The organism is Sphingomonas chlorellae, assembly GCF_056485145.1.
The window spans coordinates 719,252-739,914 of sequence record NZ_JBQXXM010000001.1; the positions used below are offsets into that span (position 1 = coordinate 719,252).

General features: G+C 68.0%; 22 protein-coding genes and 1 tRNA gene. 4 read left to right on the forward strand and 19 right to left on the reverse strand.

The genetic code is table 11. The features are described 5' to 3' along the window. The first annotated feature begins 27 nt into the window (after positions 1–27). Entirely contained in the window at positions 28–1,377 is a 1,350-nt protein-coding gene (locus ACT3CF_RS03390) for a DUF5935 domain-containing protein (RefSeq protein ID WP_478420356.1), read from the forward strand. On the opposite strand, the gene ACT3CF_RS03395 is transcribed toward ACT3CF_RS03390, so the two are convergent. After that, positions 1,374–2,294, reverse strand: coding sequence for a DMT family transporter (locus ACT3CF_RS03395; protein ID WP_478420357.1), 921 nt, complete (start codon positions 2,292–2,294; stop codon positions 1,374–1,376). The two genes, ACT3CF_RS03390 and ACT3CF_RS03395, sit on opposite strands and share 4 nt — an antisense overlap. After that, positions 2,291–3,484, reverse strand: a complete 1,194-nt coding sequence (locus ACT3CF_RS03400; RefSeq protein ID WP_478420358.1) for an amino acid aminotransferase — start codon at positions 3,482–3,484, stop codon at positions 2,291–2,293. Before ACT3CF_RS03400 ends, ACT3CF_RS03395 begins: the two co-directional genes overlap by 4 nt. Positions 3,485–3,623: 139 nt before the next feature. Between ACT3CF_RS03400 and ACT3CF_RS03405 the strand changes: the two genes are divergently transcribed. Then, the gene (locus ACT3CF_RS03405) at positions 3,624–4,124 is read left to right on the forward strand and encodes an Lrp/AsnC family transcriptional regulator (protein ID WP_478420359.1); all 501 of its coding nucleotides are present in this window, start codon (positions 3,624–3,626) and stop codon (positions 4,122–4,124) included. A gap of 69 nt (positions 4,125–4,193) precedes the next feature. On the opposite strand, the gene ACT3CF_RS03410 is transcribed toward ACT3CF_RS03405, so the two are convergent. From ACT3CF_RS03410 to hisG, 10 genes are all read right to left on the reverse strand, one after another. Continuing rightward, positions 4,194–4,269, reverse strand: a tRNA-Phe gene (locus ACT3CF_RS03410). A gap of 30 nt (positions 4,270–4,299) precedes the next feature. Further along, on the reverse strand, positions 4,300–4,485 hold the full coding sequence (locus ACT3CF_RS03415; RefSeq protein WP_478420360.1) for a DNA gyrase inhibitor YacG: 186 nt from the start codon (positions 4,483–4,485) through the stop codon (positions 4,300–4,302). Position 4,486: 1 nt separating this feature from the next. Then, entirely contained in the window at positions 4,487–5,440 is a 954-nt protein-coding gene (locus tag ACT3CF_RS03420; RefSeq protein ID WP_478420361.1) for a ribonuclease, read from the reverse strand. Then, complete coding sequence (locus ACT3CF_RS03425; protein ID WP_478420362.1) at positions 5,433–6,002, reverse strand: Maf family protein; 570 nt, start codon at positions 6,000–6,002, stop codon at positions 5,433–5,435. Before ACT3CF_RS03425 ends, ACT3CF_RS03420 begins: the two co-directional genes overlap by 8 nt. A 13-nt stretch (positions 6,003–6,015) precedes the next feature. Beyond that, positions 6,016–6,234: a translation initiation factor IF-1 gene (infA, locus tag ACT3CF_RS03430; protein WP_003049127.1), complete on the reverse strand. Its 219-nt coding sequence runs from the start codon at positions 6,232–6,234 to the stop codon at positions 6,016–6,018. A gap of 226 nt (positions 6,235–6,460) precedes the next feature. After that, positions 6,461–8,638: a sodium-translocating pyrophosphatase gene (locus ACT3CF_RS03435; protein ID WP_478420365.1), complete on the reverse strand. Its 2,178-nt coding sequence runs from the start codon at positions 8,636–8,638 to the stop codon at positions 6,461–6,463. 108 nt (positions 8,639–8,746) lie between these two features. Next, positions 8,747–9,607 carry a thiamine-phosphate kinase gene (gene thiL / locus ACT3CF_RS03440; protein ID WP_478420367.1) on the reverse strand — a complete coding sequence of 287 codons (861 nt, stop codon included), beginning with the start codon at positions 9,605–9,607 and terminating at the stop codon, positions 8,747–8,749. A 40-nt stretch (positions 9,608–9,647) separates the two neighbouring features. Beyond that, complete coding sequence (nusB, locus tag ACT3CF_RS03445; RefSeq protein ID WP_478420368.1) at positions 9,648–10,109, reverse strand: transcription antitermination factor NusB; 462 nt, start codon at positions 10,107–10,109, stop codon at positions 9,648–9,650. Between the two features lie 105 nt (positions 10,110–10,214). Further along, positions 10,215–11,510 (reverse strand): histidinol dehydrogenase, encoded by a 1,296-nt coding sequence (hisD, locus tag ACT3CF_RS03450; protein ID WP_478420370.1) that lies wholly within the window; start codon positions 11,508–11,510, stop codon positions 10,215–10,217. Continuing rightward, positions 11,507–12,169 (reverse strand): ATP phosphoribosyltransferase, encoded by a 663-nt coding sequence (hisG, locus tag ACT3CF_RS03455; protein ID WP_478420371.1) that lies wholly within the window; start codon positions 12,167–12,169, stop codon positions 11,507–11,509. The genes hisD and hisG overlap by 4 nt, the downstream gene beginning before the upstream one ends. Before the next feature lie 176 nt (positions 12,170–12,345). Here hisG and ACT3CF_RS03460 point away from each other — a divergent pair, with 176 nt between their 5' ends. Then, positions 12,346–13,428 (forward strand): DUF2332 domain-containing protein, encoded by a 1,083-nt coding sequence (locus ACT3CF_RS03460; protein ID WP_478420373.1) that lies wholly within the window; start codon positions 12,346–12,348, stop codon positions 13,426–13,428. An 18-nt stretch (positions 13,429–13,446) separates the two neighbouring features. On the opposite strand, the gene ACT3CF_RS03465 is transcribed toward ACT3CF_RS03460, so the two are convergent. The 4 genes from ACT3CF_RS03465 to ACT3CF_RS03480 form a co-directional block, all read right to left on the reverse strand. Further along, entirely contained in the window at positions 13,447–14,349 is a 903-nt protein-coding gene (locus ACT3CF_RS03465) for an alpha/beta fold hydrolase (protein WP_478420375.1), read from the reverse strand. Between the two features lie 71 nt (positions 14,350–14,420). Then, a complete protein-coding gene (locus ACT3CF_RS03470) occupies positions 14,421–15,323 on the reverse strand; it encodes a pirin family protein (protein WP_478420376.1) in 903 nt (300 codons plus the stop codon). Continuing rightward, entirely contained in the window at positions 15,320–15,763 is a 444-nt protein-coding gene (locus ACT3CF_RS03475) for an NUDIX hydrolase (RefSeq protein ID WP_478420377.1), read from the reverse strand. The genes ACT3CF_RS03470 and ACT3CF_RS03475 overlap by 4 nt, the downstream gene beginning before the upstream one ends. Next, positions 15,760–16,047, reverse strand: a complete 288-nt coding sequence (locus ACT3CF_RS03480; RefSeq protein WP_478420378.1) for a BolA family protein — start codon at positions 16,045–16,047, stop codon at positions 15,760–15,762. The genes ACT3CF_RS03475 and ACT3CF_RS03480 overlap by 4 nt, the downstream gene beginning before the upstream one ends. A gap of 35 nt (positions 16,048–16,082) precedes the next feature. On the opposite strand from ACT3CF_RS03480, the gene ACT3CF_RS03485 reads away from it, so the two are divergent. After that, the gene (locus ACT3CF_RS03485) at positions 16,083–16,697 is read left to right on the forward strand and encodes a J domain-containing protein (RefSeq protein ID WP_478420380.1); all 615 of its coding nucleotides are present in this window, start codon (positions 16,083–16,085) and stop codon (positions 16,695–16,697) included. Between the two features lie 27 nt (positions 16,698–16,724). Here the strand turns inward: ACT3CF_RS03485 and ACT3CF_RS03490 are convergent, their stop codons facing one another. From ACT3CF_RS03490 to ACT3CF_RS03500, 3 genes are read right to left on the reverse strand one after another with little or no spacing between them, the layout of a single operon-like run. After that, positions 16,725–17,408, reverse strand: coding sequence for a Fe2+-dependent dioxygenase (locus ACT3CF_RS03490; RefSeq protein WP_478420382.1), 684 nt, complete (start codon positions 17,406–17,408; stop codon positions 16,725–16,727). After that, complete coding sequence (locus ACT3CF_RS03495; protein ID WP_478420384.1) at positions 17,402–18,130, reverse strand: tetratricopeptide repeat protein; 729 nt, start codon at positions 18,128–18,130, stop codon at positions 17,402–17,404. Before ACT3CF_RS03495 ends, ACT3CF_RS03490 begins: the two co-directional genes overlap by 7 nt. A gap of 4 nt (positions 18,131–18,134) precedes the next feature. After that, positions 18,135–20,663 carry a TonB-dependent receptor gene (locus ACT3CF_RS03500; protein ID WP_478420386.1) on the reverse strand — a complete coding sequence of 843 codons (2,529 nt, stop codon included), beginning with the start codon at positions 20,661–20,663 and terminating at the stop codon, positions 18,135–18,137.

Below are 20,663 nucleotides of genomic sequence, written 5' to 3' on the forward strand. Positions count from 1 at the left end.
CTGCGCATGCCCTGCCGGGGCTGAGCGATGCGCGACTATGCCTTCGTCGCCTATCTGGCGCTGCTGCTGTTGCTCGGGATGCGGCGGCCGTTCCTGTTCGTGCTCGGCTATGTCTATATCGACCTCGTCTCGCCGCAGCGGCTTTCCTATTACCTGCTGTCGTCGGTTCCGGTCTCGCTGATCTTCTTTGCCGCGGCCTTTGTCGGCTGGGTGGTCACCGATGCGCGCCACGGCTTTCGCATCACGGTTCGCCAGTTGCTGATCCTGGCGCTGCTCGGCTGGGCGGGATGGACGACCGCCCATGCCGATTTCCCGATCGATGCCGCGGAGAAATGGGACTGGGTGTGGAAGACGCTGGTCTTTGCCGTGTTCCTGCCGATGACGTTGCGCACGCGGTTGCGGATCGAGGCGATGGTGGTGTTCATGATCCTGTCGGTCGCGTCGATCGTCATCACCGGCGGGATCAAGACGCTGGCGAGCGGCGGCGGATACGGGATGCTCAACCTGGGCGTTTCGAACAACAGCGGGCTGTACGAGGGGAGCACGATCTCGATGGTCGCGGTGGGGATGATCCCGCTGATCCTCTTTGCAATGCAGCACGGCACGATCTTTCGCCCCGACTGGCGGGTGCGGCTGTTCGGTTATGCGCTGATCTTCGCGTGCCTGTTGATCCCGATCGGCACGCAGGCGCGCACCGGGCTGATCTGTATCGGCCTGCTGGCGGTGATGCTGTTGCGCATGGTGAAGCGGCGGTTGCTCTACCTGGGCATCCTTGCCGCGGCGGTGGCGGTGGCGGTGCCGTTGCTGCCCGACAGCTACAGCAAGCGTATGGAGACGATCGAGGGCTATCAGGGGGATGAATCCGCCTCGACCCGCATCGCCGTGTGGGGCTGGACGCTCGATTATGTCCGCGATCACCCGATGGGCGGCGGCTTTGGTGCGTATCGCCAGAACCGTTTCGTCTATCACACCCGTACGCGCGAGGGCGATGCCGCGGCGACCGTGGTCGACGGCGGGCGCGCCTGGCACAGCAGCTATTTCGAGATGCTCGGCGAACAGGGCTATGGCGGGCTGGCGCTATGGCTGACGCTCAACCTGATCGGGCTGGTGCGGACCGAAGTGCTGCGGCGGCGCTATCTGCGCGCGGGCGGCGATGCCGACTGGATCGCGCCGCTCGCCTCGGCGCTGCAGATGGCGCACATCCTTTACCTGGTCGGGTCGATGTTCCTGGCGCTCGCCTTTGCGTCGTTCGCCTATATGTGGATGGGCCTCCAGATCGCGCTCGACCTCTATTGCGCCCGGCGCGAGCGCGAGGCGGGATTTGCCCGATGGGGCCGGCCCGCGCGGGTGCGCGGGGCCAGCCCGGCGGCCGGCTAGCGTCGCCGCGCGAGCGCGAAGCCGAGTCCCACGAGCCCGAAGCCGAGCAGTTCCGCCAGAGCGATCCGCTCATGGAGCAGAAGTGCTGCGAAGATCGTGCCGAACACGGGCATCAGATAGAAAAAGAGACCGGCCCGCGCCGAGCCGATGAGCGCCACGCCGCGGTTGAACACGAAAAAGGCAAGGACCGACGGCCCCAGCGCGAGGTAGCACAGCGCCGCGAGCCCGCTCCGATCGCCGATCGGCAAGGGCGTGCCCAGCGCAAGCTGGAACGGCAGCATAAGCAGCGCCGCCGCGACGAAGGTGACGAACAGGAAGCTGGTGGGATGGATCGGCGGCTGGCGCCGCAATAGCGTCGCGTAGAGCGCCTGCGCGAACATCGTCCCCGCAGCCAGTAACGTGCCGAGGTTGAGCGCGCCCTGCGCGCCGGGCTTGCCGAGGATCACGCACAGCACGCCCGCAAGGGCAAAGCCGATCGCGATCAGCTGGCGCGCGGTCGTGCGGTCGCCGAACAGCAGGTAGCCGAAGCCGAGGATCGTCACAGGGATTGCCGACTGGACGAGCAGCGCGGAGGTGGCGCTGGTCAGCCGCAGCGCGCAATAGGCGAGCGTGTTGCTGCCCGCCAGACCCAGCGCAGCCAGCAGCACGAGCATCGGCAGGCCGCGGCGGATCGCCGGCCAGTCGTCGCGCAGGTGCGGCAATGCGAAGGGCAGCGCGATGGGGGCGGCGATCGCCCAGCGCCAGAAGGAAAGGCTGGCGGGATTGAGCGTGTGCGGGACCGCGCGGCCCAGCACGAAGTTGCTCGCCCACAGCGAGGCCGCGAGCGTGAGCAGCAGATAGGGGCTGTCCCACAGCGAGAAATGGGAACGCACCCCGCCGCCATGCGCGGCGGCGGGGAGGCCGTGCCGTGCGTTCACGCGACGCCCCCCGCGGTCATGGCGGCGAGTGCGGCGCCAAAGCGACGGATCGCGGCATCGCTGGTAAAGCCCGCGACGTTGATCCGTCCCGAGCCTGCCATATAGATCGCGTGCGTCTCGCGGAGCCAGCCGACCTGCGTCGGGCTGACCGGCAGGGTCGCGAACAGGCCCTTGCCTACGGCGAGCGGCGCCAGATCGAGAGCCCCGATCCGGCCCAGCGCGGCGAGGCCGGTGCGCACCGCCACCAGCCGTCGGCGCATCGATTCGAGTTCGGCGGCCCAGTCCGCGGCGAGGGCGGGATCTTCGAGCACCAGCCGTACCGCCGCGGCGCCGTGATCGGGCGGCATCGACCAGTTGGTCCGCGCCAGCGCGAGCAGGTTCGACTGGAGCGTCATGCTCTGCGTCGCATCGGGGCCGACGGCGTAGAGCGCGCCGGTCCGTTCGCGATAGAGCGCGAAATTCTTATCGCACGAATAGGCGAGCAAGGCCCAGGGCACCGCCGCCAGCACCGCGCGGGCACCGGCCGCATCGGCGTCGAAACCGTCGCCCAATCCCTGATAAGCCAGGTCGATGAACGGGATCAGCCCCCGTTGGGCAACCGCCGCGGCGATTGCCGTCCATTCCTCGGCAGTGGGGTCGATGCCGGTCGGATTGTGGCAGCAACCATGAAGCAGGACCGCATCGCCGGCCGAGGCCCCGGCGAGCGCCGCGACGAACGCATCGGCGTCGAAGCGCTGTGCGGCGATATCGAACGCGGGCACCAACTGCGGCGCGACGCCGGTCTGGGCGAAGATCGGGGCATGGTTGGCCCAGCTGGGCGCAGCGATCCAGATGCGCGGCACACCGGCGCGGGCGAGCAGTTCGGCACCGAGCCGCAATGCGCCCGTTCCACCCGGGGTCTGAAGCCCCTGGACGCGATCGCGCGCAATCGCATCGCCGATCACCCGGGCGGCAAGCGCGGCGACGAACCCGGTATCGCCTTCGCTCCCGAGATAGGATTTGCTCGGCTGGGTCTCGACCAGCCTGCGTTCGGCGGCCTTGATCGCGCGCATCACCGGGGTGGCGCCCTGCGGATCGCGGAACACCCCGACGCCCAGGTCGATCTTGTCGGCCCGGGGGTCGGCGCGGAAAGCGCCGATGATCTGCAGCAGCGGATCCGCCGGCTGCGGCTGAAGCGATTCGAATGCCATGGCTTGTCCTGAACCCAAAGGGGGATTGTCGGCGCCGATCTACACCCGATCCTGCCCAAAGTGCGTGCGAACTTCAGCGAAATGGCGGCCGGTGCGCGATAAATGTGCGTGATATTGACGAAATGTGCGCAGAATGTGCATGATCGTCGTCATGGCGCGCGACCTCGACCAGTTCGACCTGCACATCCTCGAATGCTGGCAAGCACAGGGCGATATCGGGCCGGTGGAGATGAGCAGCCACGTCCATCTCTCGCCCTCGCAATGCTCGCGGCGAATGCAACAGCTGCGCGCCGCCGGATATGTCTCGCACGTCGCCGCGGTACTCGATCCCGAACGGCTGGGGATCGGGGTGAGCGCCTATGTGCTCGTATCGCTCCGCACGCACGAGGCCGATTGGCTGGACAATTTCCACCGCCGCATCCTCGAGCTCGACGAGGTGCTGGAATGTCAGGCGCTCACTGGGTCGGCGGACATCATCCTGAAGGTGGCGACGCGCGATCTGGCGAGTTTCAACACGCTGCTGGTGCGCGAAATCCTGTCTGCGCCCGAGGTTGCGACCGCGCGATCGAGCATCGTGCTGGAGAATATCAAGAGCACGACGGCACTGCCCACCCGCTTTGTCCGGCGCGACGGCGACTGACAAAGGTGACTGCGGCGAAAGCGACGCGCGAGTGAGGCTGGCCGCAGGTTAGCGATTTAGGGGAAGGGATGGTGCCCAGGGGCGGGATCGAACCACCGACACTGCGATTTTCAGTCGCATGCTCTACCAACTGAGCTACCTGGGCACACCGGCGTTCCCGCCGGGAGACGCGCTCTTAGTCGTGCGATTCGGGCTTGTCCAGCCCCGAAATCGATTCTTCTTCGATCGGCGGTCCAGCGATCCGATAGCCCTCGCCAAGCCATTGCAGCAGATCGCGATCCTTGCAGCCGCGGCTGCAGAAGGGCTTGAATTCGGGAACGGTCGCCGCGCCGCAGATCGGGCAGCAGTCGCGCTTTGCCATGTCAGTCCTTTGCCGAAAGGAATTGCGTGATACCGCCGATGCGCCGGGCGAGCGCGTCGGTCCAGTCGGGGCGTTGCGCCAGTCGTCGCGCGATCGGCTGCGACACGCGATAGGTGGCGGGGGGCGGCGGGGGCAGGCGCTCGATCCGGCGCAACTCGGCCCGGGTCGCCGCCCCGACCGGATCGTCGCGCAGCCGTTCGGGAAGCGAGGCGCGTTCGCGGCGGCGGACGATCTGAAGAAAGCCGAACCCGTTGACCGCGGTGCGTTCGAACGGCTGGGGCAGTGCGGCGTCGATCGCCTCCGCCACCGCCTGCCGCGCCGCCTTGCTGGCCAGCGTGGGGAAATCGATGCCGACCGAGCCGGTGATGCCATGGCGTTCCATCGCACGCGCGACCGCATGGGCGGCAGCGACGGCGAGCGGCTCGATCGGCCCGCTGCCGTCGACGTCGAACAACGTCATTGCGGGCGTGGGGCACAGGCGCAGCGCGCCGCCGGGAAAGGCGATTTCGCCCGACATCGCCTCTTCGAGCAGTTCGGACCAGCCCGCTTCCTCCAGCGCGTCGGGTTCATGGGCATGGAGAATGCGGACGGGATGGCCGCTGGCGCGGATCCGCGCGAGCAGGTCGGGGCCTTGCATCGGCACCGCGTCGGGCGGGGCCGGTACCGCCTTGGGCAGCTTCGCCCGGCCGGGCTCGGGAATCGCCTCGCGCACGATCCGCACCAGGCAGGTGCCGCCCTGGGTCACGCCGCGCGGGAGCGGATCGCACAGCGCCTCGCCGCTGCCATCGAGCAGTGCGACTTTGCCGGTCGCCTTGTCGATCAGCCGTGCGGGCGCGATCGTGCCGACGCGGAGCGCGGGGCCGTCAAGCTCGATCCGGGCCTTCCAGATCGATCCGCGCGAGACGAGCGCGGCGCGCGCCTCACCGATTCCGGCTTCGTACAGCCATTCAGCCAAGGGGGAGGCCCGCCGCGACCAGCAGCGCGCGCGTTTCGAACAGCGGCAACCCGACAACGCCCGAATGGCTGCCCGCCAGCCAGCGGACGAAAGCCTCGGCCCGCCCTTGGATGGCATAGCCGCCCGCCTTGCCCATACCCTCGCCACTGGCGACATAGGCGTCGATTTCGGCGTCGGTCAGCCGCTTGAACGTGACGACGGTATCGGACAGGCGCGTGCGCGGGCGGCCGTCGGCGCCGATGGCGCAGACCGCCGAGAAGCAATGGTGCCGCCGTCCGGACAGCAGCGCGAGCATCGCCCGCAGATCGCGTTCGTCGGCAGGCTTGCCCAAAATACGGCGACCGACTGCGACGGTGGTGTCGCCGGCCAGCACGATTTCGTCGGACGCGCGCGGAACGGCCTGGGCCTTTTCGACGGCGAGCCGGAGGACATAAGGGCGGGGGAGTTCGCCGGGGCGCGGATCCTCATCGATCTCGGGCGCAGCGATGCGATCCGGCGTCGCTCCGATCCGCTGAAGCAGATCGCGTCGCCGGGGAGAACTGGAGGCCAGGACGAGCCGCATGGGCCAGGACCGCTTACTTGAAGCGGTAGGTGATGCGGCCCTTGGTGAGGTCGTAGGGCGTCAGTTCGACGAGCACCTCGTCGCCCACGAGCACGCGGATGCGATTCTTGCGCATCTTGCCCGCAGTATGGCCCAGGATCTCGTGATCGTTTTCGAGCCGGACGCGGAACATGGCGTTGGGCAGCAGCTCAACGACCTGGCCCCGCATTTCAAGCAGTTCTTCTTTGGCCAAAAATATGCCTCTCTATACTGACGCGCGCGTGAAACGGCGCAGCCTTTACGCGCTCGATGCCGAAAAGGGAAGTCGAAGGGCGGGAATGACGCCCTTTGGCGCCTAAATGGAGACGCAGGCCGGGCGAGTCCACCCGGGATTGTGCCGAAATCGGCGCCGATTGCCCCAAAATGGCCGGCCGGCGCCGGAGTCTCCCAAGGGGCACCCCGGCGCCGGCCGGCGCGGTTCAGCCCGCGACGTGGCCTGCCGCGAGTGCCGCCAGCAGCAGCAGCGCGACGATGTTGGTGATCTTGATCATCGGATTGACCGCGGGGCCGGCCGTGTCCTTGTAAGGGTCGCCCACCGTGTCGCCGGTGACGGCGGCCTTGTGCGCGTCCGAGCCCTTGCCGCCGTAATTGCCGTCCTCGATATATTTTTTGGCATTGTCCCAAGCGCCGCCGCCGCTGGTCATCGAAATCGCGACGAACAGGCCCGACACGATCACGCCGAGCAGCATCGCGCCGAGCGCCGCGAAGCCCTGGGCCTGGCCGCCGACCGCGGTGACGAGGAAATAGACCGCGACCGGGCTGAGGACGGGAAGCAGCGAGGGCACGATCATCTCGCGAATGGCGGCGCGCGTGACGATGTCGACCGTTCTGGCATAATCGGGCCGGCTGGTGCCCGCCATGATGCCCGGATTGTCGCGGAACTGCGCGCGGACATCCTCCACCACCGATCCCGCCGCGCGGCCGACCGCCGTCATGCCGAACGCACCGAACAGATAGGGAAGCAGCGCCCCCAGCAGCAGGCCGACGATGACATAGGGATTGCTGAGCGTGAAATCGACGTGCACGCCGGGAAAGAACGCCTTGAGATCGGTAGTATAGGCCCCGAACAGCACCAGCGCCGCCAGCGCCGCCGACCCGATCGCATAACCTTTGGTGACGGCCTTGGTGGTGTTGCCGACGGCGTCGAGCGCGTCGGTCTTGTGCCGAACCGCATCCTCAAGGCCCGCCATCTCGGCAATGCCGCCGGCATTGTCGGTCACGGGACCATAGGCGTCGAGCGCGACGACCATGCCGGCCAGCGCGAGCAACGCGGTTGCCGCAAAGGCGACGCCGATGATCCCGGCGATCTGGAAGGCCGCCACGACCGCCACGACGATTACAAGCGTCGGAAGCGCGGTCGATTCGAGGCTGACGGCAAGGCCCTGGATCACATTGGTGCCGTGCCCGGTCACCGACGCGCGTGCGATGGACTTGACCGGGCGGTAGTTGGTGCCGGTGTAATATTCGGTGATCCAGACGAGCAGCCCCGTGACCGCCAGTCCGATCATCATGCAGAAGAACAGATCCCAGCCGGTGAACTGAAGCGCCGGGTCGACTGCGGCGAGCGCCGCATCCGCCGCCGTGGTGCCGGTTCCTTCGAGAAAGCCGGTGTCGCCGCCGCCGATGGGGGCGTCCATGTCGCCCAGCGTATAGCGCGTGACGCCCCATATGGCCGGGACCGACAGCAGCGCTGTCGTCCAGAAACCCTTGTAGAGCGCACCCATGATCGACTGGCTGCGGCCGAGCCGGACCATGTAGGTGCCGAGGATCGAGGTCAGGATGCAAACGCCGCCGACGATCAGCGGGAGCGCCATCAATTTGGTCAGCAGCGCGGTCTCGACACCCTTCATCAGCAGCGCGATCGACACCATGGTGAGGCCGAGCGTGACGACATAGGTTTCGAACAGGTCGGCGGCCATGCCGGCGCAGTCACCGACATTGTCGCCGACATTGTCTGCGATCACGGCGGGGTTGCGCGGGTCGTCCTCGGGAATCCCGGCCTCGACCTTGCCGACGAGATCGGCGCCGACATCGGCCGCCTTGGTGAAGATGCCGCCGCCGAGCCGCGCGAAGATCGAGATGAGCGAGGCGCCGAAGGCCAGCGCGGTCAGCGTGTCGATCACCGGCCGGGCATTGGGGGCGAAGCCGCCGGGGCCGACAAGATACCAGAACAGTGCAGCGATCGCGAGCAGTCCGAGCCCCGCGACGAGCATTCCGGTGATGGCGCCCGACCGGAAGGCGAGCGTGAGCCCTCCCTGAAGTGAGCCGCGGGCCGCCTCGGCAGTGCGGACGTTCGCGCGCACCGAAATGTTCATGCCCACGAAACCGGCGACGCCTGAAAGCACCGCGCCGATGGTGAAACCGAGCGTCGAACGCCAACCCAGCGTGAAGGCCAGAACCACCGCCACGATGACGCCGACCACGGCGATCGTTGCATATTGGCGGCCCAGATAGGCGCGGGCGCCCTCCTGGATCGCGGCGGCGATGTCCTGCATCCGCTCGTTCCCCGCGGGTGCGCGCAGAACCTGCTGGCTGGTCCAAAAGCCATAGGCCACGGCGATCAAGCCGCAGGCGATGGCGAGATACACGATCGTCATCTCGTCCGTTCCCTTTCCTTTGGATCCTCTCGCCCGTGCCGGTCTGTCGCCGGTCTGCGGGATCACGGGAGCGTATCGGTGGGGGCAGGGCAGCGCAAGCGGCGCAAATCAGGCGTGTTCGTAACCGAGACGCGCGGGCGGCGGGGCGCCGTCGACCAGCAGCGGGAGCGGGCCGGCGGGCCGCATCGCGCCGATGCGCGTCGCGGGGACGGGCGGCACCCGTTCGGGCGGGCACGAAAAGAGCAGCGCGTAATCGTCGCCCCAGCTTGCCGCCGCCAGGCGGTCGTCGGCGTCGATACCCGGCGCAAAGGGGAGGTCGGCGAGCGTGATCGCGGCGGTGCATCCGCTCGCCTGTGCCATTCGGCGCGCATCGAGCAGCACGCCGTCGGACACGTCCATCATCGCATGGACATGCGGCGCAAGGGCCTGCCCCGCCGCAAGCAACGGCTGCGGACGCAGAAAGGCTTCGCCCGTGCGGTCACGATAACCGAGCATCGCGGCGCCGATCGTGCCGACGATCCACAACGCGTCGCCGGGTTGTGCGCCCGTGCGCGCGGGTACCGGTCGATGCGTCGCCCGCCCGATCGCGGTACAGCCGAAGGTAGCAGGCGTGCCGCCCGGCAGCGCGATGGTGTCGCCGCCCAGCAGCGGCACATGGTATCGTTCGAGGATCGCGCGCAGGCCCTCGACGAAGCGCTCGGCATCGGGAACGAGCACGGCGCCGATCAGCACCCCGATGGGCGCCGCCCCTTTGGCCGCGAGGTCCGACAGGTTCACCGCGACGAGCTTCCAGGCGATGTCGAACGGATCGGTGCCGGGGAAGTAATGGACGCCCTCGGCAATCGCATCGTGCGTGACGGCGAGAAGCTCATCCCCGGCAGTGAACACCGCGGTGTCGTCGGCCAGGCCGTGCGCGCCCGGATGCAACGGGAGGCCACGCAGCGCAGCGATGAACTCGGCCTCGTTCATGGCGCCCCCTTTGCCCGATGCGCCGCGGCAGCGCGTCCGGTCAGCCCCGTGCTTCCTTGGCGATCGCGTCGAGGATGCCGTTGACGAAGCCCTTTTCGCGACGGTCGTAAAAGGCGTCGGTGACGTCGAGATATTCGTTGATTACCGCGCCGACCGGAATGTCGACACGCGCGATGAGCTCATAGGTGCCCGCACGCAGGATCTGGCGCATCGGTTTGTCGAGCCGTTCGATCGACCAGTCGGCGGCGAGCTTGCCCCCGATCATCGCGTCGATCTCGGCGCGGCGGGCGTCGACGCCGCGGACCAGATCGTCGAAGAAGTTGGGATCGGCGTCGATATATTCGACATCCTCGATCGTCGCGCCCAGTCGGTGCTGGTGAAATTCGTTGAGCAGGACGGCGAGCGGCGTCGCTTCCATTTCCTGCTGATACAGCGCCTGAACGGCGGCGAGGCGGGCGGCGGCGCGGGCCTTGGAACGGCTGCGGGCGTGCGGACTGGGCATTGGATCGAACTTTCCTTGACGGGATGGGCTTAGCGCGTCCGGCGAGCGCTGATAAGGCCCCTCTCCCACGACAGGGAGCGGGCGGGCGCCGCCGGACGTGCGAAATCAGCGTTGCAGGCGAATCGCCACCGAGCGCGCGTGCGCAGGCAGCCCTTCTGCCTCGGCCAGCGCGACGGCGGCCGGGCCGATGGCGGCAAGTCCCGCGGCATCGAGCGCGAGGAAGCTGGTGCGCTTCATGAAATCGAGCACCGACAATCCGGACGCGAAGCGCGCCCGACGTCCGGTGGGCAGCACATGGTTCGGCCCCGCGACATAGTCGCCGACTGCCTCGGGCGTGTAGCGGCCGATGAACACCGATCCGGCATGGCGAACCCGATCGAACAGCGCCTGCGCGACATCGGGCTCGCAGGCGAGTTCGAGATGCTCCGCCGCCAGCCGGTCGACGAGCGGCAGCGCCGCATCGAGTGTCGGCACCACGATGATCGCACCATTGGCGTCCCAGCTTGCGCGTGCGGTCGTGCCGGTGGCCAGCGTCGCAATCTGACGGTCGACGGCAGCCGCGACTGCGTCGGCGAAGCGCGCGTCATCGGTGAACAGGATCGACTGGCTGGTCGGATCGTGCTCGGCCTGGCTCAACAGATCGGCGGCGGTCCATTCGGGATCGTTGCGGCCATCGGCGACAACGACGATCTCCGAGGGGCCGGCGACCATGTCGATGCCGACGACGCCGTAAAGCTGGCGTTTGGCCTCTGCCACCCACGCATTGCCGGGGCCGGTGACGACGTCGACCGGCGCGATCCGGTCGGTGCCATAGGCTAGCGCGGCGATCGCCTGGGCACCGCCGACGCGCCAGATCTCGTCGACCCCGGCGACATGCGCGGCGGCGAGCACCAGCGGATTGACCTCGCCGCGCGGAGTCGGCGTCACCATCACCAGCCGTTCGACGCCCGCGGCCTTGGCCGGAATGGCGTTCATCAGCACCGAACTGGGATAGGCGGCGCGCCCGCCGGGTACATAGATGCCGGCGGCGTCCACCGGGCGCCAGCGCGCACCGAGGCGAATGCCCTGCGCATCGATCTCGTCCCGGTCCGCAGGGCGTTGCTTGGCGTGATAGGTCGCGATGCGTTCGGCCGCGAGTTCGAGCGCGTCACGGAGCGCCGGGTCGAGCGCGGCATGCGCCGCGGCGCATTCGGCCCGTTCGATCCGCCAGCCGCTCCGGTCCAGGTCATGCCCGTCGAACCGGCGCGTATAGTCGTGCAGCGCCGCATCGCCGTCGTCGCGGACGCGGGCGATGATCGCCGCGACATCGCGCGCCACGTCGGCGTCGGCTTCGCGCCGCGCATTGACCAGCGCCGTGAAGGCGGCCGCAAAGCCGGCGTCGGAAGCGTCGAGCCGGATCATGCGGGGCGCCCCTCAACGGCCTTGCGGAACGCATCGACCAGTGGCGCGACCTCAGTCGCGCGCGTCTTGAAGGCAGCACGGTTGACGATCAGCCGGCTGGTGACCTGGGCGATCACTTCCACTTCGACGAGACCGTTTTCCTTTAGCGTGCGGCCCGACGAGACGAGGTCGACGATCCGTGGCGCAAGACCGAGTACCGGCGCCAGTTCCATCGCGCCGTTGAGCTTGACGCATTCGGCCTGGACGCCGCGCGCTTCGAAATGGGCGCGGGTAATGTGGGGATATTTGGTGGCGACGCGGACATGGCTCCAGCCGCGCGGATCGTCCTTGGCGGCCATGTCGACCGGCTCGGCGACCGAAATGCGACAATGGCCGATGCCCAGATCGACCGGCGCATAGAGCTCGGAATAGTCGAATTCGGCAAGCACGTCGGAGCCGACGATGCCGAGCTGTGCGGCGCCATGCGCGACGAAGGTCGCGACGTCGAAGGCGCGTACCCGGATCAGGTCGATCGCGGGATGGTTGGTGTGGAAACGCAGCGCGCGGCTGCCCGGGTCCGAAAACGCGGCTTCAGGCACGATCCCGACCTGGGCGAGCAGCGGCAGCGCCTCGTCGAGGATGCGCCCCTTGGGGACGGCGAGGATAAGCGGTTCTTGCATGCGAGTCGGGGGCTTTACCGGCGGGGGGAGTGCCGCGCAACCGACCGGGAGGACATTCCCGCGCATCCGGCGCGGAGCGGCGTCGGAGTCGATTGCCGCTGGCAACCGCGAAAGCCGGGTGCGACAAGGCATGACGAAGCGGTGACCGGTCGTGGCGCCGAACCGGAGTGTTGCCGATGGCCGAAGAAGCCGTCAATCGCGAAGCCTTTCGAATCCAGGCAGATTATTGCGCGGCGATGGATGCGCCGATCACGGCGCGGGTCTGTCGCGTGCTGGGAAATTGTCTCGACCGCGCAACCGAGACGGGCCGGCGCGTGCTCGATTGGCCCGGCGAGCCGGTGGCGGACGCACTGGTGCTGCGCCTCGTGGGCGGGCTGCACGCCCTGCATCGGCGCGACGTGCCCGAACTGCGATATGTGTTCACCGGTCGAATCGACGATCCCGAGCATGTCGCGACAGCACTGGTGCATGCGATCGCACGTTATGATGCCGAACTGGTCCCCTGGCTCTATGGGCCGCCGCAGACGAACGAGGCCGGGCGATCGGCCGGGTTGATGACAGGCATCCTGCATCTGGCGGCTCGCTACGGCCCGCGCGTCGAGATAATGGAGATCGGGTCGAGCGGCGGGTTGAACCTGTTGATCGGCGACTATGGTTTCGATCTGGGCGGCGTCGCCGTCGGTCCGGCCGAAGCGCCGGTGCGGATCGTTCCCGAATGGCGGGGCGCGCCGCCGCCCGATGTCCCGGTGACGGTGGTCGATGCGCGCGGTGTCGATCGCAATCCGCTGGACCTTGGCGGTGCGCGCGATGCCGAGCGGCTTCAGGCCTATTGCTGGGTCGACCATCGCGAACGGGTCGAGCGGCTGGCGCACACCATCGCCATGGTTCGCGCGCGCGGCGTCCAGCTCGATCGCGGCGATGCCGCCGATTGGCTCGAGGCGCAGCTCGATCGCCCCCAGGACGAGGGCGTGACGCGGGTGCTGATGCATTCGGTCGTCTGGCAGTATCTCCCCGAAGCGACGCAGCAGCGGATCGCCGCTGCGATGCAGCGGGCCGGTGCACGTGCCACGCGCGCGCGGCCGCTCGGCTGGGTGATGATGGAGCCCAATCGCGATCAGCATCGGCACGAGGTGCGGGTTCGCGGCTGGCCCGGCGAAACGCCGATGCAGCTCGTCGCTACCACGCACGCCCATGGCGCCTGGGTAGAGGGACTGACGCCGCCCTATCCGACACGGCCCTATGTGATGCGCGCCTATTGAGCGGCGGCGCGGGACGCGTCAGCTTGCGGTCCGCGACAGCCAGGCGAGCAGCGCGGCATTGACGGCCTCGGGCGCTTCCCAGGGCACGAAATGCCCGGCTTCCTCGATCTTGACGAGCGTATAGTCCGGAACGAGCTGTTCGAGCCCGTCGAGCAGGCAGGGCAGCAACCCGCGGTCGCGCATGCCCCAGATCACCAGCGTGGGTTGCGGGGTGAAGGGAAATGGGCCGTCGATCCACTCCGGTCGCTCGACCGCCTCGTCCATCGCGGGCACGATCAGCCCGGTCGCGCGATACCAGTTGAGCATGGGCGTCATTCCGCCGGGCTGCGACCATTGCGCGAGATAGATCGCCTTTTCGGCCGGATCGGGCTCGCTGGCGAGGTGGCGGACGAACAGCCCCTGAAAGAAGGTCTCGAGGCCGGAACCGTGCAGCGCCGAGTCGATCGAGGGATCGCGGAACAGGCGGATATACTGGCTTGCCTCGCGCTGGCCGGCATCGTCGATCAGCTTGCGCTGGAAAACCTGGGGATGCGGCGCATTGAGGATCACCAGCCGCGAAACCCGCGCGGGGTTTTGTAGCGCCGCCATCCACGCGATCGCGCCGCCCCAATCGTGGCCTACCAGCGTGAAACGATCGACGCTCAGGGCATCGGCGAGCGCGAACAGGTCGGCGGCGATCATCTCCGGGCGATAGGCGTCGACGCCTTCCGGGCGCGAGGAGGCGGCAAAACCACGCTGATCGGGGGCTATCACATAATGATCGCGTGCCAATTCCGGAATCTGATGACGCCAGGTGCGGTGCGATTCGGGAAAGCCATGGAGCAGCACGATCGGCGGATTGTTCGGATCCCCCGCGATTGCGGTGTTGAGCGTGACGCCCGTGGGAAGATCAATCGCGCGCTCGGTCCAGCCTGTCGTCATCGGTTCCTCCCCCATTTTGCCTTTTCCGGCAGCCTAGCACGCGATGCGCGCGCGCCAAGGGGGCGATGCGATCAGGGATAGCTGACCGTCTTTGGGATCTCCGGAATCTCGATCCGCTCCTCCGCATCGTCGGGCACGACGGGAAAGCGGCGGGCCTTCCAGTCGGCGCGGGCCTGTTCGATGCGCTCGGGCCGCGACGAGACGAAGTTCCACCAGACGTGGCGCACCGTGGAGAACGCCTCGCCGCCGCAGAGCATCACGCGGCCGCCCTGCTCCGAACGCAGCGTCGCGGAGGTGCCGGGACGCAGGACATAGAGACGCATCGGTTCGAGTGGCATGCCGTCGAGCGTGGCGTCCCCGATTGCGAGGTAAAGCCCGCGCTCATCGGCCTCGGCGTCCACCGGAATCGCGCCGGCGGGTGCGAGCGCGATATCGGCATAGATGGTGTGGGCGTGGGTGGTGGTCGGCGCAGCCGCGCCCCACAAGGCACCCATCACGACGCGTGCCTCCACCCCATGATCGCGGATCACCGGCAGGTCGTCGGCGCCGACATGTTCGAACGCCGGCGGGCATTCCTCGTCGGCTTCGGGCAGCGCGAGCCAGGTCTGGATGCCCGAAAGCACCACGCCGGGGCCGCGAAGCGCGGCCGGGCTGCGTTCCGAATGGACGATGCCATGGCCTGCGGTCATCAGGTTGACCGCCCCGGGCGTGATCGTCGCAAAGGTGCCGAGCGAATCGCGATGGTCGATCGCGCCTTCGAACAGATAGGTGACGGTCGCGAGGTTGATGTGCGGATGTGGGCGGACATCGATGCCGTGCCCCGGATCGAGATGCGCCGGCCCCATCTGGTCAAAGAAGATGAAGGGACCGACCATGGTGCGGTCGCGCGCGGGCAAGGTGCGGTTGACGCGAAAGCCGCCCAGATTGTGCGTCACCGGCGTCAGCGTCTGGAGAATCGGACTTTCGGACGTCATGGCAGGGGCTCCGGCAGGGCAAGAAGGTCGATCAGGTCTTCGGGAAAGATGGCTTCGTCATGTGCGGCGATGTCGGCCGCGGTGAACCAGCGCCATTGCTGCATCACGCGCCGCTCGAGCGCGGTATGGCCGTCGCATGCGATATCGGGGGCGACGGCGCGCACGCGGAAATAGCGTTCGTCGGCATCGACCGGATCGCCCTCGATCGTCACGAACTGGACGACGCGACGCGCCACCTCGGGCCCTGGATCGGCGTCGATGCCGGTTTCCTCGATCAGTTCGCGGCGTGCGGCTTCGGCATAGCTCTCGCCCGGTTCCAGTGCGCCGCCCGGCGTGCACCAGAAGGGCGGGCGGTCCGCAACCACGAAACGGAAGAGCAGTACCCGTCCCGCATCGTCGACCAGCAGGATGCGCGCCGCCGGCCGGGCGCGGCGGATCATGCCTCGCCCGGCGCGACGGCGCGGATGGCGAGCGCGTGGATGCGATCGGCGAGCAGATCGGCGAGCGCACGATTGACGCGCCGCTGGCGTTCGACGCGGGACAGCCCGTCGAAGACGGCGCTTTCGATCAGCACCGTGAAATGGCTTTCGCCGCTGCCGTCGTGCCCGGCATGGCCGCGATGCCGCGCGCTGTCGTTGATGACTTCGAGGCGCGAAGGGGCAAGGGCTTCGGTCAGGCGGGCCGCGATCTGGTCGGCCATTGGGCTGGTGGCGAGGTCGGTCATCGCGACTATATAGGCGTTTTGGAAAAGGGAGTCCCGTGGCGAGTAGCCAACCGAAGAAAGACCGGCCGCACACGCGGTTCCACGGCCGGGTGGAAGCGGATGGTCGTTTGTGTGCGGAAGCCGGATGCGGTGCGCCGGGCGAGTTTCGCGCGCCGATGCCGGGCAATGCGGCGCGCGCCGGGGACGGGCCGGGCGCCTATCGCTGGCTGTGCCTCGACCATGTCCGCGCGTTCAATTCGGGTTACAACTATTTCGCCGGCATGACCCCCGATGAGATTCACGAGGCGCAGCGGCCCTATGCAGGGTGGGAGCGCGAGAGTCGCGCCTTCACCGCGACGGGCGGCGCCGATGCGCCGCCGCGCTGGGCCGACTTTGCCGATCCGCTCGACGCGATCGGCGCGCGGTTCCGGCGCGCCCGGCCCGCGGCCGAGCGCAAGGACGGCAAGCCCCTGTCGGGCCGTGACCGGGAAGCGCTCCGGACGCTGGAACTCGAGGTCGACGCCGATCGCACGGCGCTGCGCCGCCGCTATTCGGAGCTCGTCCGCCGCTATCACCCCGACCGCAACGGCGGCGACCGGACGCACGAGGCCCGGCTGCGCGCGGTGATCGAGGCGTATCAGCAGCTCAAGGGGGCGCCCGCCTTCGCCTGATCCGGGCGGGGGCGCTCCCCCTTGCTGTCAGGCGTCGGCCCAGCGGCGCAGCAGATTGTGGTAGTTGTGGGTGAGTGCGACCACCGAGGGATCGCCCTGGCCCAACTGGCCGGCAAGCCGCTGGATCGTCTGGTCGAGTTCGAACAACAGGCGCCGCTCGCCGTCGTCGCGGATCATCGACTGCATCCAGAAGAAGCTCGCGACGCGCCGCCCGCGCGTCACCGGCTCGACGCGGTGGAGGCTGGACGAGGGGTAGAGGACCGCGTGTCCCGCAGGCAGCTTGACGCTCTGTTCGCCGAACTGTTCCTCGATCCGCAGTTCGCCGCCGTCATAGGCTTGAGGGTCTTCGAGAAACACCGTCATCGACAGGTCCGAGCGGATGCGGAAGTCGCTCCCCCGCTTGATCCGGATTGCGTTGTCGACATGCGTGCCGAAGGTCTGCCCCTCGCCATAACGGTTGAACAGCGGCGGAAAGACCTTGAGCGGCAGCGCGGCGGCGACGAACAGCGCCGATCGCGCCAGCGCGTCGAGAATGATGGCGCCGGCCTGGCCGTGAGCCGGGCTGCCTTCGGGCAACTGCTCGTTGTTCTTGGCGAGCGCCGACTGGCTGCCCGACGTGACGTTGCCATCGACCCATTCGGCCGCATCAATGATCGCGCGGATGCGCGCGAGCTCTTCAACGGTCAGCAGGTCGGGGATCGCAATCAGCATGTGGTCATTCCTTTTTCCAGCGACGTCGGCCCTTCGGCGCGAAGGCGCGGAAAGGGGCAGCCGGCGAGCCATTGGCGAACCTTGTCCAGAAAGGCGGGCGTCGCGGTGACGGCGCAGCGTGACAGCCATTCGAGCGCAGCATCGTCGTCGCCGTCCTCGGCCAGCATCCGCGCATGATTGAACGCGCCGCGGAAATCCCCGCCCGCTGCAGCCTGGGCGTAACAGCGGGCCGCCTGCGCGCGGTCGCGCGGCACGACCCAGCCGTCCTCGTGGAAGCTACCGACATAGTTGAGCGCCTTGACATTGCCCAGCCCGGCAGCCCTTTCGAACCACGCGAGCGCCGCGGCCTTGTCCTCCGGTACCCCGGTGCCGAGCGCGAGTGACGTGGCATAGTTGTACATGCCCCAGTCGAGCCCGCGTTCGGCGGCGACGCGGAAACATTCGGCCGCGCGGGCCTTGTCGATGGAGATGCCCCAGCCGAGATCGTAGCAGCGTCCGAGCATGTTGAGCGCCATCAGATGCCCCTGGCGCGCGGCGCGCGTGAACCACTCGAACGCCGCGGTCGCGTCGCCGCGGTCGAGCAGCATCTGCGCCCACACTGCCTGGGCCTCGGCCACACCCGCTTCCGCACCGCGTTCAATGAGCGCCGCCCGCTCTGCCGGTGAGCCGGCAAGGCGGGCTGCGACCTCGTCGGGCGACAGCGGATCGAGGCTGTCCGCCATCGGATCAGAACCGGACGTTGAGCGTCGCGAGCGCCGAGCGTCCCGGTGCGATCGCCGCATAATGCGACGTATAGGCCTGGGTGTAATAGGTCTCGTCAGTGAGGTTCTGGACGTTGACCGCGATGTCGATCCGATCGGTGAGGCGATAGCCGATGCGGGCGTCGAAGCGCCAATAGCTCGGGATCGTCCGCACCAGCACCTTGGTCGCCGGGTTGACCGTGACGACGCCGTTCACGTCCTGAACCGCACTGCGGTTGTCCTGGTATCCCCCGAACACGCGGCCCGTGTAGAAGGCGCCGCCGCCGACGCTGAGCCGGCTGGCCGGGCGCAGGTCTGCCCAAAGCGTGAAGCTGTCCCGCGCCGTCTGCGGCGCAACACGGCCGGTATTCACCGACGGGACGAGGACGGACTGCGCGGCACGGATCGTCGTCACGGTACCGTTGACGGTCTGCGTGATCGCGGGTGCGGTGAGAGCGGTAAAGCCGCCATTGACGATCTTCGGGTCGAGATGGGTGTACCCGCCGAACACGCTCAGCCATTCGGTGACCTTGCCGTTGAAACCGACCTCGACGCCGCGGATCCGCCGCTTGCCGATGAACTGGATCGTGTTGTCCGGGCCGGTCACGCGTGCGTTGTCGGTGTCGGTCTGGAACAGGGCGATGTTGAGCGCCAGCTGTTCGCCGAACAGGTTCGCCTTGGCGCCCACCTCGTAGGACTTGCTCTTTTCGACCTTCAGGCTGTCGAGCAGCGCGGCGGCGCTGGCGTTGCTGCCCAGGCTATTCTGTTCCTGCCCTTCGCCGATCAGGCTGTTGGGAGGCGTGGCGGCGGTCGCATAGCTGGCATAGAGGCTGGTATTGTGCGTCGGCTTGAAGATCAGCCCGACCTGGCCGTTGAGCAGGTCGTCCGACCGCTTGAGCACCGTGGAGCTGATCGCGCCGCTGGCGAGCGGGAGCGTGACCTTCGATTCGAAATGATCGTAGCGCAGGCCGAGGTTGAGGATCAGCGACGGCAGGAGCGTGATCGAGTCGAAGGCATAGGCGGCGACCGTGTGGGCGTCGTTCTGCGTTTCGGCCGTGCGCGCGCCGCGGACGATCGGCGTCGGGGTGGTCGACGTGTCGCTGGTGTAGTTGACCCAGGGATCATTGGGATCGGGGTTGAACAGGCTGGTGCAGTTGAAGCGGGCGAGCGCCAGGTTGGTACAGCGCGGCGTGCTGGTGCTGCCGTTGGCGAGGACGAACGAGCCGCGGCGCGCCTTTTCCCAGCTGATTTCGGCACCGACCGAGAAGCTGTGTTCGATCCCGCCGGTGCGCAGCTTGCCGTAAAGATCGGTCTGGTTGGTCAGCGTTTCGGTATAGCCATAGCGCGTGTTGGTGCGGCGCCATACCTGTCCGCCGGGCACCGGCACGCCGCCGACGGGGGCGGGCATGCCGAAGACATTGCCCTGGCTGTCGTCGGGCTGCGACAGCACATAGCTCTGCTGATTGTAGCTGTAGCGCGCGGTATTGCGCAGCGACACGCCGCCGAAATCATGCTCGGCGCGCAGCGTGACCTGATGCGTCTCCGCGTCGCGGAAATCGCGGTTTGCCAGACCATAGAAGGCGCTGCGGCGCACGGTGCCCTTTGCGCCGCCGATCGTCGTCACGTCGCCCATCGCCGGCTCGCTGTAGATCATGCCGGTGCCCGGCGCATTGGCGAGCGTGTAGAGATAGGGAATGCCTGCGTCGGGAAGTTCGTGGCTTTCCAGATAGTAATAACCGAGCGTCAGGCGGTTGGGGGTGCCCATGCCCAGCGTGATCGACGGGGCGACGCCCCAGCGACGCGCCCAGATCGCATCGCGTCCGGCAAAGTCCTGATCGTGCCACAGGCCTGCGATCCGAACGCCGATCGTATCGGTCAGCTTGGTATTCGCGTCGAGCGTGAAGCGGCGATAGTCGGCGGTGCCGACGCTCGCCGCCGCCTTGATGAAGGTGTGATCGACCGGCAGCTTGGTGATGATGTTGATCGAGCCGCCGGCGCTGCCGCGGCCGCCGAGCGTCGAATCGGATCCACGCACCACCTGAACCTGTTCGGTCGCGAACACTTCGCGCGACTGCGCGGCGATGTCGCGGACGCCGTCGACAAAGGTGCTGCCCTGGCTGTCGAAGCCGCGGATGAACGGCCGGTCGCCCAGCGGGTTTCCGCCTTCGGCCGCACCGAAGGTGATGCCGGGCACCGTCCGCAGCGCCTCTGCCAGCGACGCCGAAGCCGTTTCCTCGATCACGCGCTCCGGCAGCACCACTATCGAGCGCGGCGTGTTGACGATCTTGGCGGTCGCCTTGGGCCCTTCGAGTTCGGCGCGCGCGCCGGTGACAACGATCGGCGCGCGCTGATCCTCCTCGGGCGTCAGGCGGTCGGCGGGCTTGCCCGGTGCGGTCTTGTTGTCGGGTCCGTTCTCGTTGGCGGTAGTGTCGGCCTGCGCGGGGGCGCTGGCGATGAAACCGACACAGGCAAGCGCAAGGAATGCCGGGGTGGCGGCAGGAGCGGAACGCTTCAC

Excerpts from the sequence above, each read along its gene's own strand:
- ACT3CF_RS03495 (WP_478420384.1), bottom strand. The coding sequence starts at position 18,130 with ATGGCGGACAGCCTCGATCCGCTGTCGCCCGACGAGGTCGCAGCCCGC.
- ACT3CF_RS03490 (WP_478420382.1), bottom strand. The coding sequence starts at position 17,408 with ATGCTGATTGCGATCCCCGACCTGCTGACCGTTGAAGAGCTCGCGCGC.
- ACT3CF_RS03425 (WP_478420362.1), bottom strand. The coding sequence starts at position 6,002 with ATGCGGCTCGTCCTGGCCTCCAGTTCTCCCCGGCGACGCGATCTGCTT.
- hisG (WP_478420371.1), bottom strand. The coding sequence starts at position 12,169 with ATGCAAGAACCGCTTATCCTCGCCGTCCCCAAGGGGCGCATCCTCGAC.
- hisD (WP_478420370.1), bottom strand. The coding sequence starts at position 11,510 with ATGATCCGGCTCGACGCTTCCGACGCCGGCTTTGCGGCCGCCTTCACG.
- ACT3CF_RS03470 (WP_478420376.1), bottom strand. The coding sequence starts at position 15,323 with ATGACGTCCGAAAGTCCGATTCTCCAGACGCTGACGCCGGTGACGCAC.
- nusB (WP_478420368.1), bottom strand. The coding sequence starts at position 10,109 with ATGCCCAGTCCGCACGCCCGCAGCCGTTCCAAGGCCCGCGCCGCCGCC.
- ACT3CF_RS03400 (WP_478420358.1), bottom strand. The coding sequence starts at position 3,484 with ATGGCATTCGAATCGCTTCAGCCGCAGCCGGCGGATCCGCTGCTGCAG.
- ACT3CF_RS03475 (WP_478420377.1), bottom strand. The coding sequence starts at position 15,763 with ATGATCCGCCGCGCCCGGCCGGCGGCGCGCATCCTGCTGGTCGACGAT.
- thiL (WP_478420367.1), bottom strand. The coding sequence starts at position 9,607 with ATGAACGAGGCCGAGTTCATCGCTGCGCTGCGTGGCCTCCCGTTGCAT.
- ACT3CF_RS03480 (WP_478420378.1), bottom strand. The coding sequence starts at position 16,047 with ATGACCGACCTCGCCACCAGCCCAATGGCCGACCAGATCGCGGCCCGC.
- ACT3CF_RS03460 (WP_478420373.1), top strand. The coding sequence starts at position 12,346 with ATGGCCGAAGAAGCCGTCAATCGCGAAGCCTTTCGAATCCAGGCAGAT.
- ACT3CF_RS03415 (WP_478420360.1), bottom strand. The coding sequence starts at position 4,485 with ATGGCAAAGCGCGACTGCTGCCCGATCTGCGGCGCGGCGACCGTTCCC.
- ACT3CF_RS03405 (WP_478420359.1), top strand. The coding sequence starts at position 3,624 with ATGATCGTCGTCATGGCGCGCGACCTCGACCAGTTCGACCTGCACATC.
- ACT3CF_RS03465 (WP_478420375.1), bottom strand. The coding sequence starts at position 14,349 with ATGACGACAGGCTGGACCGAGCGCGCGATTGATCTTCCCACGGGCGTC.
- ACT3CF_RS03435 (WP_478420365.1), bottom strand. The coding sequence starts at position 8,638 with ATGACGATCGTGTATCTCGCCATCGCCTGCGGCTTGATCGCCGTGGCC.
- ACT3CF_RS03390 (WP_478420356.1), top strand. The coding sequence starts at position 28 with ATGCGCGACTATGCCTTCGTCGCCTATCTGGCGCTGCTGCTGTTGCTC.